Source organism: Bradyrhizobium erythrophlei, assembly GCF_900129505.1.
GTDB classification, from domain to species: Bacteria; Pseudomonadota; Alphaproteobacteria; order Rhizobiales; family Xanthobacteraceae; genus Bradyrhizobium; species Bradyrhizobium erythrophlei_D.
This window is the reverse complement of sequence record NZ_LT670818.1, coordinates 3,418,253-3,430,827: the sequence shown is the minus strand read 5'-3', so window position 1 is coordinate 3,430,827 and position 12,575 is coordinate 3,418,253. Positions and strand designations below refer to the sequence as shown.

Here is a 12,575-nt window from a genome sequence, read left to right as displayed (position 1 = left end):
GAAGAGCTTAGATTGCCTGTATGAAACACATTGGATTCCTATCGTTCGGCCACTGGACGCCCTCTTCCCAGTCGCAGACCCGCTCGGCGGCGGACGCGCTGCTGCAATCCATCGACCTCGCCGTCGCGGCCGAGGAGTTGGGCGCCGACGGCGCCTATTTTCGCGTTCATCACTTCGCCCGCCAACTCGCCTCGCCTTTCCCTTTGCTGGCAGCCGTCGGCGCAAAAACCAGCCGCATCGAGATAGGCACGGCGGTCATCGACATGCGCTACGAGAACCCGCTCTACATGGCCGAAGATGCCGGCGCGGCCGATCTCATCTCGGGCAGCCGCCTGCAACTTGGGCTCAGCAGAGGGTCGCCCGAGCAGGTCATCGATGGATGGCGCTATTTCGGCTATCAGCCGGCCGAGGGCGAAACAGATGCCGACATGGGGCGGCGCCACACAGAGGTTTTTCTGGACGTGCTGCGCGGCCAGGGCTTCGCGCAGCCCAATCCGCGTCCGATGTTTCCAAACCCGCCGGGATTGCTGCGTCTTGAACCGCACTCCTCGGGACTCCGCGATCGCATCTGGTGGGGAGCCGGCTCGAACGCCACGGCGATATGGGCGGCGAAGTTGGGCATGAACCTCCAAAGTTCGACGCTCAAGAACAACGAAACAGGCGAACCCTTCCACATCCAGCAGGCTGCCCAGATCAGAGCCTACCGCTCAGCCTGGAAGGAGGCGGGCCACGGGCGCGAGCCTCGCGTGTCCGTCAGCCGCAGCATCGTCGCCATCATGGACGATCGCGACCGCACCTATTTCGGCCGTGGTGGAGAAGACGATGACCAGATCGGCTTCATCGACCCGCAGACCCAGGCGATTTTCGGGCGCGGTTATGCTGCCGAGCTGGGCGTTCTGATTGAGCAGCTGATGAAGGACGAGGCCATCAGTGAGGCCGACACGTTACTGCTGACCGTCCCCAACCAACTCGGCGTGGCCTACAATGTGCACGTCATTGAATCGATCCTGACACACGTGGCTCCGGCGCTCGGGTGGCGCTAAGCCTCCTGGCATGTTTTCAACGGCTGGCGGCCGCTTTGCAGCAGGAGTGAACGACCTCTTGATTAAAACGACACGCGAACGACTAACTTAAGAGGAGTCTGAGCTTTGAGCGTTGCTTTCACCAAGGAGGACAGTGCCGAAACCGCGTCGGAGCTTCTGCTGCCTGACCGCGCCGTTTCCCCTCATCCGAATCTCGTGACGGAAGCAGGATTGAAGGCTCTGGAACTTCAGCTCCGCCAGGCTCGCGAAGCGTTCGAGGCGGCGCAGAAGATCGAAGACGTGAATGAACGGCGACGGCAGGCGGCAACCCCCTTGCGCGATGGGCGCTACTTTGCGGCCCGAGTTCGGTCGGCTCAGGTCGTCACCAAGCCGACGTCGACTGATATCGTTGCCTTTGGCAGCACGGTGACCTTCAGGCGCGATGATGGGCGCGTACAGACATATTACATCGTGGGAGAGGACGAAGCGGACCCCAAGGCCGGATCTATTTCCTTCGCATCCCCAGTGGCACGGGTTCTGATGGGCAAGGCTGTCGGGGATGTAGTCGCCACATCCGGTCAAGAGCTCGAGATCATTGCGATCTCGTAGCACGCCCACACTGGACGCCGCCGATGTTCGGAACCACGCTTAGCTCAACGCCAGGCGCTTTCTCGACGTGGGCGTAAGCCTCGCGCGACGGCTTATGGTGCTTGACGCCGTCCGCACTGAACCCGAAGTTCGGAAGGACGTTGATTGGTTCTCTACGTGAAAAAGGGGTGATGGCCGTGCCATGGACTCCTGTCTTGTTGCGCCCCTTGCCCGGAGTTCGTCGGTCCGTCAGTGCCCGTTCTTGAGCCGGCTGCGGTGCGCGGCCTGTTTGGCGCGATTGCCGCAGACAGCCATGCTGCACCATCTTCTTGCCCGCCTTCTTGTATGGTCGGCGAACACCAGCGTGCACGCATGTCCCTCGCACGCCTTCATATCGGTAAAATCTTCTTCACACACAAATTTCGCCAGCGCTTCGCCGATCGGCAGCAGCAGGGATTCAGGAGATCGCCAGCGCCGCATCAACCGCAGTTCAAGCGGGCCGCCATCGCCATGCGGATGCCGTGATATCTGGCTGAACGCCTCGTCGCGTTCCAGCAACCTGTTCAAGGGACCTAGTTCCTGAAGCGCTCTGGGCGTCAGCGGCCGGCCCATATGCTTGCGCGCGAAGCCCCTGAACCACTCGCGCAGCTCACGCGCCTTGCCCGCAACCTTGTCCAACTCACCACGCGTTGCTCGCGCTTTCAGCTCCTCCAGAACATCCGCTGGAACAAGCTTGGCTTGAGCTAGCCACCTCAACAGCCCATCGCCACTGTCCAGCCAGTCAACAACCGTATCGACCGGCGTGGCGATCGAATTCAGGAAGTCGAGACCGGGCGAATCGGCAATAAAAATCGCTGGCATTCTGTGATGCACAATCGGCCCCTCCAGAGCTGGCTCCAGTCGCATAACCTGTTAGACACCGGTTGACAAGTTATGGCGCGCGACCGTAACCTGTCAATAGCTACTAGATAGGTTACGCGCTGGCGGCGCCTCGCGATCGGGAGCAATGAAATGGCGATAAAGGATGTGAGCGTGGTGCTCGCGCATGGAGCATGGGCGGATGGATCGAGCTGGGCGCGCGTCATCACGGCGCTAAAGGCGGACGCTATCAAGGTGATGGCGGCGCCGCTTCCGCTGACCTCGCTCGCCGATGACGTTGCCGCGCTCAATCGCAGCCTGGACCGGACGGAAGGGCCGATCGTCGTGGCCGGACACGCTTATGCCGGTGCAGTCATCGCGCTGGTACGCCCCGAGCGCGTGAAAGCACTGGTCTACGTCACCGCGCTCGCGCCCGATGAGGGCGAGAAGGTCGCAGACGTATTCTATCGTCTCGAACCCCATCCCCAGGCGCCGAAGCTCTCACCGGATAGCAACGGCCTGATCTGGCTATCCGAAGCAGCCTTCGCGACGGCGTTCGCGCCAAACGCATCCTCGGATGATCGAGCTGTACTCATGGCAGTGCAGCGGCCGATTTCGCTGGAGTGCATCACGGTCCCGGTCGGGCGCCCGCTCTGGAAGGACGTTCCGAGCTGGTTCCTGGTCGCAGAAGGCGACCGGATGATCCTGCCGGAAACGCAGCGCTACATGGCGGCGCGGATGAAGGCGAAGGTAAAGGCGCATGCGGTCGATCACACGCCTATCGTCACTGCTCCACGATTTGTCGTCGACACGATCCGCGACGCCATCCGCTCCATAACCGGCGACTAAACAAGCCCCTGCTCCCGCACCTGGCGGGTGATCGTTGCTCACGCGCTGACCTTTTTTATCCATGATCACAAGAACAGGAGGAATGGATGGCATCCATCAAGTATCGCACGGCCGAAGTCGACGGCTTCAAGGTTTTCTATCGCGAGGCGGGGTCGAGCGCTTCGCCGAAGCTGCTGCTGCTGCACGGCTTCCCGAGCGCTGGCCACATGTTCCGTGACCTGATCCCGCTGCTGGCCGACAGGTTTCACATCGTCGCGCCGGACCTTCCCGGGTTCGGTCAGTCCGATATGCCGCCGCGAGACAAATTCGGTTACACGTTCGACAACATCGCTCGCGTGATCGACGGCTTTACCGAAGTCATCGGCCTCGACCGGTTTGCAGTGTACGTCTTCGACTACGGCGCGCCGACGGGCTTCCGACTCGCCGTCCGCCATCCCGAGCGGATAACCGCCATCATCTCGCAGAACGGCAATGCCTATGAGGAAGGCCTCAGCGAGGGCTGGAGTCCAATCAAGGCCTACTGGCAAGACCCGTCGGAGGCGAACCGCAAGGCGCTCCGCGCCTTCCTCGCGCCGGAGACGACCCGCTGGCAGTACACGCACGGCGTACCCGACCCGACGATGGTGTCGCCGGATGGCCAGAAACTCGACAACTTTTATCTGGCCCGTCCCGGCGCGGATGAGGCACAGCTCGACCTGTTCGGCGACTACAAGAGCAACGTCGCCCTCTATCCGTCATTCCAGCAATATTTTCGTACCCACAAGCCGCCGCTACTGGCGGCGTGGGGCAAGAACGACCCGTTCTTCGTGCCGGCCGGCGCCGAGGCGTTCAAGCGGGATAACCCGCGTGCGGTTGTCCGCCTCTTCGACACGGGCCATTTCGCCCTGGAAACGCATGCCCGCGAGATCGCCGAGAGCATTCGCGATTTTCTGAAATGATCCCCTCGCAGCGCTGCCTCGCGCGCGCTCGGAGCCATCGTCCTGGCGACTCGTGGCGAAGAGAAACCAGGTGAGGTTGGTCGGCAAATCGAGGCAAGGCCGTTCTGACGGCAGAGCCGTCGAACCCGAAGTTCGGGCGGACGTTGAATCGTTCTCTACGTGAAAAAGGGGTGACCGCCGTGCCACACCTGAGAAGAAGTCCGGAACGTCTGAGCGCGTTCTCCGACGGCGTATTCGCCGTCCTGATAACGGTGCTGGTTCTGGAGCTGCGCCCGCCCGAACTCCCGACCTTCAAAGCGCTGCTGTCGCTCTGGCCGACGTGGCTCAGCTACGCGGTCAGCTATCTCTTCATCGCCATCGTCTGGGCCAATCACCACCATCTCATGCGCTATGCCACGGAGGCCACGCCTCGTCTCATGTGGTTCAATTTCGCCCATCTGTTTTCGGTGTCGCTGCTTCCCCTTTCCACCGCCTGGATGGCGGTAAGCAAGTTGGCGCCACAGCCGGTGGCGTTCTATGCCGCAGTCTTCTTCCTCGTAAACGCGACCTACGTCGCCTTGATCTGGGAACTTGTTGGACGAGACCCAGTCAAGGACGTCGCGCCGAAGGAGCGCAGGATCATGCGCTTTCGCTCGATCATCACGCTGGTTATTTTCGCGGCGGCCGCGATCGTTGCCCTGAAATATCCGCTGGTGGGGCTTGGCATGTGTTGTTGTTGCCTGATCGTCTACCTGAAGCCTGAAGCGCCGGGAACCGAGAAGTAACAAATCCTTCCGGCCTTGCGGCTGCCGCCTGATGGCGTGCACCGCTCGAGTTCGGTCTCTCTTGCATGCTCGATCGATTGACTTGCCACGGTGCGAAACTAAGGTCGGTCGCTGCCGCACTGGAGGAAACGGATCGCATGACTTTGCCGATGAGCTGGAACGAATGGGCGCAGCACGACGGAGTGGCGCTGGCCGCGCGCGTCAGGAAGGGCGAGCTGACGGCAAGGGAATTGGCAAGTCAGGCGGAAGCGGGCATCGCCAGGCTCAATCCGGCGCTGTCGGCCGTGGTCGAGGTCTTTGAGGACGCGATCGTCGATCCCGGCAGGGACGGCGCCGATCTCGCGGGGCCCTTCGCCGGTCTGCCGTTCCTGATGAAGGATCTGGGCCCGACGATGAAGGGGCGCTTGCAGGAAATGGGCTCGCGCCTGATGCGCGGCAATCGCCCCGGCGCCGATACCTTCCTGACGGCGAAGATGCGCCAGGCGGGGCTCAACCTCATCGGACGAACCACCACGCCGGAGTTCGGCGTTTGCAGTTCGGCGGAAAATCCCGCCGTCTACGTGACCCGCAATCCCTGGAACACCGACTACACGACCTGCGGATCATCGGCCGGCAGCGCCGCCATGGTCGCGGCGGGCGTTGTACCCATCGCACATGCCACCGACGGCGGAGGTTCGATCCGCATTCCGGCCGGCGTCAACGGAAACATCGGTCTCAAGGTTTCACGGGGGGTGTTCTCGCTCGCGCCGCATGCGTCGGATTTGACGGGACTGGTATCGATCCAGGGCTGCCAGTCGCGGTCGGTACGCGATACCGCGGCCTTTGTGGATGCGTGCCGGGGTCCCGCGCCCGGCGAGTTCATGCCGTTCTGGACCGCGCAGGAGCCTTATTTGGACATGATCAAGCGCGATCCGGCACCGCTTCGAATCGCGCTCTCGCAGCAATGGGGCGATTATCGGGCGACGCCGCAGATCGCATCCGAGCTCGAACGAACCGGCCGTTTCCTCGAAGGCCTCGGCCACCACGTCGATTTCGCGCTGCCCGCGATCGACTATCGCGCCGCCTTCGACGCCCAGACCACCTGCTACATCAGCAATTTTGCGGTCGTGATCGGCAACATGCTCGCAGCAGCCGGGCTGGACCGGCCGCCCGCGGATCTCGTCGAGCCCGTCAACATCCGGATCTGGGAAGCGGGCCGGCACATCTCGTTCGCCGAGCGGGCACGCATGCAGGCGGTCTTCAACACCACATCCCGCGGCTTCGGGGCGTTCTTCGAGGAATGGGATATCATCCTGACGCCGATCACGGCGCTGCCGACGCCGAAAATCGGCACGACAGAATATCTGACGATCTCGGACAATCCGTCGGTGCTGGACTGGTTCGGCAATCTGTGGCGCAATTTCGCCTTCACGCCGCTCGCCAATCTGTGCGGGATTCCCGCGATCTCACTGCCGCTGGCGGAACATGAGCATGGCTTGCCGCTCGGCATCCAGGCCCAGGCCAGCCAGGCCAATGACGGGCTGCTGCTTCAGCTCGCGGCCCAGATCGAGCGGGCGGTCGGCGGCCGATGGAACGCCGGACGGAAGCCGAGGGTGCACGTGACCAGTGGCTGATGGATCGAGAGGCGTCGTGGCAGACGCGCCATCAGCCAAACGGCAAACGAACCAGAAGAAGTTCGCGTTGCAGTCGTCCACGTTTGAGCAGCAACGGCAGCTCCGCTTGGGGCTGCCGGCTTGGGCGGTCGTATCAGCAGGGGACGCGGCGTCCATCATACGTCAGGAACGTGCCCGACCGCGGATCGTAAGAAGGGTGGCGCTGCGCACAGGAATTGCCAGGCCTATCCATTCTGGCATACGACCCGGCAGCAGCATCCCGGGCCGCGCTGAACACATCGTTGGGATAGGTGCGACCGTAATAGCTTGGACCGGGCCCAGGCTCATAGCCGAAGTCGGAGCCTGGTCCCATCGCGCCTCCCATCTCCTGAGCGAGCGCCGAGGAGCTCACCAAAGCCGCCAGGCTTGCAATTGCGAACGCTTTCCATGCTTTCATCTGTTTCTCCTTTCATTGATAGCAAGTGCAAGAAGTCAGGCTGCTAAAGTGCATCCGGCCCGACATCTTCCACTTCGCTCTCGCCAGTCGCATAGCTCTATACATCCCGATCTCAATCCGCTTTCCGGACGCCGGCGAACAGCCGGCCCAATGCGAAGGGCGGAACCGGTCAATAGCCCTGAGAGGGCTCGCACGGCGGTTTGTGCCAGGGCTGCGTGGCGTATGCGCCGATGCGCGGGGCCCGATCACAGCCACGCTTGTCGACAGCAGCCGCGCCCGGCGCCGCGGCATAGGCATTATCGGCGATGCTGCGCGAAGCGGAATGGCGTTCGCGGGCTGTAACGGGGGATGCAAGCGCGGCCGCAACAATCATTCCAACCGACAAGAGTTTGAGGCCAGTCATTGGGTCCCTCCATTGAAAAAAGAGCCTGGCTATCCGGGCTTCCTCAAGGGAGATGCGGACCGGCGTCGGTCGATCAAAGGCAATCTTTCTTCACGCCAATTCAACGTTGCGTGAATGAGGTGTGTTGCAGCTTCGCACGAGAATGTGGGCGCCTGCCGGTCGTGAGTGTCGCAACAGGCAATAAGCGGGACTATGTACCGCCCGAAATCGATAGATAGCGCACATGCTTCGGCAGCATTGAACGAGACAGGCGAGAGTTGGTCGCCGTGCGGCGGCAGTTCTTGAGTAACCCGCAAGAGATGAACGTGATGTTCGATGGATATTCCACGGCCAACATTGGCCGTTACTTGAGGCAAATCAGAAGATTTCCGCTGCTCGAAGCAGAGGAGGAGTGCGTGTCGGCGAGGAGCTGGCGCGAGAATGCCGACGGCCGGGCCTTGCACAAACTTCTCACCAGTCATCTGCGACTGGTCGTGAGCATCGCGCATACCTATCGTGGCTATGGGCTTCCGCTCTCCGACCTGATTTCCGAGGGCAATATCGGGCTGATACAGGCCGGCCATCGCTTCGATCCGGAGAAAGGCTTCAGATTTTCAACCTACGCAATCTGGTGGATCAAGGCAGCGATCCGAGACTACATCCTGCGGTCGTGGTCGCTGGTCAAGATCGGCAAGACGAGAAGCCAGCGTACGCTCTTCTTCAAGTTGCGGCAGATGAAGAACCGGGTCGCCGCTGACCGGGACGGCGACATGACCCCCGACCTGGTCAAGCTCATCGCGGGTCATCTTGGCGTCAAGGAGCACGAAGTCGTTTACATGAACCAGCGTCTTGAACGCGACATGTCCCTGAACGCCACGGCCCAGGAAGAGGACCGGACCGGTGAGTGGCAGGATCGCCTACCGGACGAGACGCCCGATCAGGAAAGGGTGCTCGCGGAGAACGACGAGCATGAATATCGCCGCAAGACTCTGCGCGACGCATTGAGGACCCTCCGCGATCGGGAGCGATACGTCTTCGAGTTGCGTCAGCTGGCCGAGAATCCCATTCCAATGGAAGCCCTGGCATCAGAGCTTGGCATCTCGCGGGAGCGCGTGCGGCAGATCGAAGCGCGGGCGTTCGAAAAGATTTGCCGGGCGGTCCGAAGCGTTCAATTGCGGACGGTCGTTGCCGATCAGCAAGTCGGCGCCATGGGCAGGCGCCCGACTCCGTGACCGACGCTCTTTCTTCGGGCCCGCCTTACACCAGGTGACAGGCGACGAAATGCCCGTCGCTGCCCTGCTTCAGTTCGGGCGCGGTTTGCTGGCAGCGCGGCTCGGCAATGGGGCAGCGGGTATGAAAATGACAGCCTTTCGGCGGGTTGATCGGACTCGGCACGTCGCCTTGCAGGCGGATCCGCTTGCGCTTCACCTTCGGATCCGGCACCGGCACGGCCGACAACAGCGCCTGGGTATAGGGGTGCTGGGGATTGCGGTAGAGATCGCTGGCTTTGGCCAGTTCGACGATGCGGCCGAGATACATCACCGCCACGCGGTCGGAGATATGCTCGACCACGGAGAGATCGTGAGCGACGAACAGATAAGTGAGGTTCAATTCGCTCTGCAGATCTTCCAGCAGATTGATCACCTGCGCCTGGATCGACACGTCGAGCGCCGAAACCGGCTCGTCGCAGACGATGAGTTCCGGCTCGACCGCGAGCGCGCGCGCGATCACGATGCGCTGGCGCTGGCCGCCGGAAAATTCGTGCGGGTAGCGGCGCATGTGCTCGCCCTTCAGCCCGACCTTGACCAGCAGGCTCGCGACGCGCTCCTCCCGGTCGGCTGCCGAGGCGGCGAGCTTGTGGATCGTCAGCGCCTCACCGAGGATCGCGCCCACGGTCATGCGCGGATTGAGCGAGGCAAAGGGGTCCTGGAATACGATCTGCATCTTGCGCCGCAGCACGCGCAGGTCGTTGCCGCCGAGGCCGAGCACGTCCCGCCCGTCAAAGGCGACCTCGCCCGAGCTGGGCTCGATCAGGCGCAGGATGCAGCGGCCCGTGGTGGACTTGCCGCAGCCGGATTCACCGACCAGTCCCAGCGTCTCGCCGCGATTGACCGCGAACGACACACCGTCCACCGCATAGACGCTCCCGATCTGGCGCGACAACAGGCCGCCCAGGATGGGAAAATGCTTCTTGAGATTGGTAACGCGCAGCAACGGTTCGCTCGTCAAGGGTTCGCTCGCTGGGGGTTCGCTGGTCAAAGGCAAGCTGGTCAAAGGCAGGCTCATGGCGCCGCTCCCAGATGGCAGGCCATGCGATGGCCCGGCGCGATCTCGCGCAACCGCGGCTCGCTTTCGGTGCAGACGCCCATGACATAGCGGCAGCGCGGCGCGAACCGGCAACCGGGGGCGGGATTGATCAGGCTCGGCACGGTACCGGCGATCGCCTCCAGCCGGATTTTGCGCTCGCTGACGAGGTCGATGCGCGGAATGGAGCGGATCAGACCCTGCGTATAGGGGTGGCTGGGATGTTCGAACAGCCGGTCGACGGTGGCCTCCTCGACCACCTTGCCGGCATACATCACCACCACGCGCTGCGCGGTTTCCGCCACCACGCCCATGGCATGGGTGATCAGCATCACCGCCATGCCGAAGCGCTCCTTCATGTCCTGCAACAGATCGAGGATCTGCGCCTGGATGGTGACGTCGAGCGCGGTGGTGGGCTCGTCGGCGATGACGAGCTTGGGCTGGCAGGCCAGCGCCATCGCGATCATGACGCGCTGGCGCATGCCGCCGGAGAACTGGTGCGGATAATCATGCACGCGCGCTTCCGCATTGGGAATCTGCACCAGCTTCAGCATCTCCACCGTGCGGGCCAGCGCCTGCTTCTGCGGCAGGCCCTCATGGCGGCGCAGGCTTTCCGCGATCTGCTCGCCGATCGTGAGCACCGGATTGAGCGAGGTCATCGGCTCCTGGAAGATGAAGCCGATCTCCTTGGCCCGGATCTCGTCGAGATCGTTGCTGGTGAGGGGCACGAGGTCGCGGCCTTCGAAGATGATCTCGCCTTCGACGATGCGGCCCGGCGGCATCGCGATCAGCTTCAGGATCGACATCGCCGTCACGGTCTTGCCGCAGCCGGACTCCCCCACCACGCAGAGCGTCTCGCCCCGGTTGATCGTGATGTCGACGCCGTCGACCGCCTGAACAATGCCGTCGTCGGTCGCGAAGTGGGTCTTCAGGCCCCTGATTTCGAGCAGCGCCATCAGATCACCCGCCGCGCATCGAGCGCGTCGCGCAATCCGTCGCCGATGAAATTGATGGCCACGACCGCGATGAAGATGGCTGCGCCCGGAAACAACGCCCAATGAGCGGCAATGTCGAGATAGTCCTTGGCGTCGTAGAGCAGCCGCCCCCAGGTCGGCGTATCCGGCGGAAAGCCGAGCCCGAGAAAGGACAGCGTCGATTCGGCGATGATGGCGGCGGCGACATCGATGGTGCCGGCAATGATCACCGGTCCGAGCGCGTTGGGCAGGATATGGCGCACCACCTGCCGGGCGCGGCTGGCGCCGAGCGCGCGGGCGGCCTCGACGAACTCCTTTTCGCGCAGCGAGAGGAACTGGGCGCGCACAAGGCGGGCGACCGGCATCCAGCGCAGTCCACCGATCACCACCACGATGAGGATGAAAATACCGCCCTCGGGGCCGAACACGGCCTTGAGCCCGTCGCGGAACAGATAGATGAGCAGCAGCAGCAGCGGCAATTGCGGCAGCGAGAGGAAGAGGTCGGTGAGCCACATCAGCGCATGACCGAGCGCGCCGCGCGACATGCCCGCGAGCGCGCCGATCAACGTGCCGACGATCACCGAGACCATCATCGCGGCGAGGCCGACGGCGAGCGAGATGCGTCCGCCATAGATCATGCGGGCGAGGATATCCTGGCCCAGATCGTCAGTGCCGAAGGGATGGGCGAGCGAAGGCCCCTCGAGGCGCGCGTTGAAATCGATGTCGTTGATGGAGACGCGCCACAGCAAGGGGCCGAACACCACCGCCAACACCAGGACAAGCAGCAGAATCGCGCTGACCACGGCGAGCTTGTGGCGGCGATAACGCCGCCAGCTCTCGCGCCAGGGCGAATAGGTGCGCCGCTCAGCGGAGGGAGATGCGAGGGTCAAGCCAGCCATACAGAAGGTCCGCAATGAGGTTGAAGAGCACCACGAGGCAAGCGAAGACGAAGGTCACGGCCATCACGACCGGCGTGTCGTTGGCGAGAATGGAGGAAATCAAGAGCGAGCCGATGCCGGGAATGCGGAAGATCTGCTCGGTGACGATGGCGCCGCCGAACACCGCGGGGATCTGCAGCGCGATCAGCGTGACGACCGGAATCATCGCGTTGCGCATCACATGCCTGACGATGACCCTGGCCTGCCCGAGGCCCTTGGAACGGGCGGTGATGACGTAATCGAGGCGGATCACGTCCAGCATGGCCGAGCGCACGAAACGCGTCATCGACGCCGCCTGGAACAGGCCGAGCACCATCACCGGCATGATCGCCTGCCGGATCTGTTCGCCAAACCAGGCGATGCCGGTCGCCTTGATGTCGGTCGTATAGACGAACGGCAGCCAGTCCAGCTTGACCGAAAAGATCAGGATGAACAGGATGCCGGTGAAGAAGGTCGGCAGCGAAAAGCCGATGAAGGCGAGCGTGTTGGCGGCCTGGTCGAACACCGAATAGGGCCTGGTGGCGGCATAGACGCCGACCGGGATCGCGATCAGCAACGCCAGCAGCTGCGAGGAACCGATCACATACAGCGTGGTCGGCAGCCGCTGCAGGATCAGCGTGTCGACGTTCATCCGGCTGACAAAGGAAAAGCCCCAGTCGCCCTGCGCCATGGCGGCGAGCCAGTGCAGGTAGCGAAGATAGATCGGATCGTCGAGCCCGAACTTGGCCCGAAGCGCGAGGCGCACTTCGGGCGGCACGTTCGGATTGGTGGCCAGTTCCGAGAAGGGATCACCGGGCGCAAGCGAGAGGACGACGAACAGAACCAGCGAAATGCCGAGCAGGCTCGGAATGGCGATCAGCAGGCGACGCAGAAGGTACTGGCTCATGAGGCAACACTCTGTTCGCGCTC

Annotated in this window: 14 protein-coding genes; 7 read left to right on the top strand and 7 right to left on the bottom strand. The window is 62.9% G+C overall.

Translation table 11 applies throughout. The annotated features are described in order from the left end of the window. Positions 1-20 precede the first annotated feature (20 nt). Both B5525_RS15810 and greA read left to right on the top strand, forming a co-directional pair. A complete protein-coding gene (locus B5525_RS15810; RefSeq protein ID WP_079566827.1) occupies positions 21-1,043 on the top strand; it encodes an LLM class flavin-dependent oxidoreductase in 1,023 nt (340 codons plus the stop codon). Positions 1,044-1,148: 105 nt separating this feature from the next. Beyond that, positions 1,149-1,631 carry a transcription elongation factor GreA gene (gene greA / locus B5525_RS15805; protein ID WP_079566826.1) on the top strand — a complete coding sequence of 161 codons (483 nt, stop codon included), beginning with the start codon at positions 1,149-1,151 and terminating at the stop codon, positions 1,629-1,631. Positions 1,632-1,859: 228 nt separating this feature from the next. On the opposite strand, the gene B5525_RS15800 is transcribed toward greA, so the two are convergent. After that, positions 1,860-2,471 carry a CGNR zinc finger domain-containing protein gene (locus tag B5525_RS15800; protein WP_244567914.1) on the bottom strand — a complete coding sequence of 204 codons (612 nt, stop codon included), beginning with the start codon at positions 2,469-2,471 and terminating at the stop codon, positions 1,860-1,862. A gap of 150 nt (positions 2,472-2,621) precedes the next feature. Between B5525_RS15800 and B5525_RS15795 the strand changes: the two genes are divergently transcribed. The 4 genes from B5525_RS15795 to B5525_RS15780 all read left to right on the top strand — a co-directional run bounded on the left by B5525_RS15795 (position 2,622) and on the right by B5525_RS15780 (position 6,632). After that, entirely contained in the window at positions 2,622-3,317 is a 696-nt protein-coding gene (locus tag B5525_RS15795) for an alpha/beta fold hydrolase (protein WP_079566824.1), read from the top strand. Positions 3,318-3,403: 86 nt separating this feature from the next. Further along, positions 3,404-4,255 carry an alpha/beta fold hydrolase gene (locus tag B5525_RS15790; protein ID WP_079566823.1) on the top strand — a complete coding sequence of 284 codons (852 nt, stop codon included), beginning with the start codon at positions 3,404-3,406 and terminating at the stop codon, positions 4,253-4,255. 179 nt (positions 4,256-4,434) lie between these two features. Then, entirely contained in the window at positions 4,435-5,019 is a 585-nt protein-coding gene (locus tag B5525_RS15785) for a TMEM175 family protein (RefSeq protein ID WP_154073255.1), read from the top strand. A gap of 137 nt (positions 5,020-5,156) precedes the next feature. Continuing rightward, complete coding sequence (locus tag B5525_RS15780; protein WP_079566822.1) at positions 5,157-6,632, top strand: amidase; 1,476 nt, start codon at positions 5,157-5,159, stop codon at positions 6,630-6,632. 133 nt (positions 6,633-6,765) lie between these two features. On the opposite strand, the gene B5525_RS47815 is transcribed toward B5525_RS15780, so the two are convergent. Together B5525_RS47815 and B5525_RS15770 are read right to left on the bottom strand one after the other, a co-directional pair. After that, positions 6,766-6,864 carry a BA14K family protein gene (locus B5525_RS47815; RefSeq protein ID WP_425305313.1) on the bottom strand — a complete coding sequence of 33 codons (99 nt, stop codon included), beginning with the start codon at positions 6,862-6,864 and terminating at the stop codon, positions 6,766-6,768. A 373-nt stretch (positions 6,865-7,237) separates the two neighbouring features. Further along, on the bottom strand, positions 7,238-7,471 hold the full coding sequence (locus B5525_RS15770; RefSeq protein WP_079566820.1) for a hypothetical protein: 234 nt from the start codon (positions 7,469-7,471) through the stop codon (positions 7,238-7,240). Between the two features lie 299 nt (positions 7,472-7,770). Between B5525_RS15770 and B5525_RS15765 the strand changes: the two genes are divergently transcribed. Beyond that, the gene (locus B5525_RS15765) at positions 7,771-8,682 is read left to right on the top strand and encodes an RNA polymerase factor sigma-32 (protein WP_079566819.1); all 912 of its coding nucleotides are present in this window, start codon (positions 7,771-7,773) and stop codon (positions 8,680-8,682) included. A 25-nt stretch (positions 8,683-8,707) separates the two neighbouring features. On the opposite strand, the gene B5525_RS15760 is transcribed toward B5525_RS15765, so the two are convergent. Genes B5525_RS15760 through B5525_RS15745 form a run of 4 tightly spaced genes read right to left on the bottom strand, consistent with a single transcriptional unit; the run spans position 8,708 to position 12,552 of the window. After that, positions 8,708-9,736, bottom strand: a complete 1,029-nt coding sequence (locus tag B5525_RS15760; protein WP_079566818.1) for an ABC transporter ATP-binding protein — start codon at positions 9,734-9,736, stop codon at positions 8,708-8,710. Continuing rightward, on the bottom strand, positions 9,733-10,713 hold the full coding sequence (locus B5525_RS15755) for an ABC transporter ATP-binding protein (RefSeq protein WP_154073834.1): 981 nt from the start codon (positions 10,711-10,713) through the stop codon (positions 9,733-9,735). Before B5525_RS15755 ends, B5525_RS15760 begins: the two co-directional genes overlap by 4 nt. Beyond that, positions 10,710-11,627, bottom strand: coding sequence for an ABC transporter permease (locus tag B5525_RS15750; RefSeq protein WP_079566816.1), 918 nt, complete (start codon positions 11,625-11,627; stop codon positions 10,710-10,712). The genes B5525_RS15755 and B5525_RS15750 overlap by 4 nt, the downstream gene beginning before the upstream one ends. Then, positions 11,593-12,552, bottom strand: a complete 960-nt coding sequence (locus B5525_RS15745; RefSeq protein ID WP_079566815.1) for an ABC transporter permease — start codon at positions 12,550-12,552, stop codon at positions 11,593-11,595. The genes B5525_RS15750 and B5525_RS15745 overlap by 35 nt, the downstream gene beginning before the upstream one ends. Between the last annotated feature and the right edge of the window lie 23 nt (positions 12,553-12,575).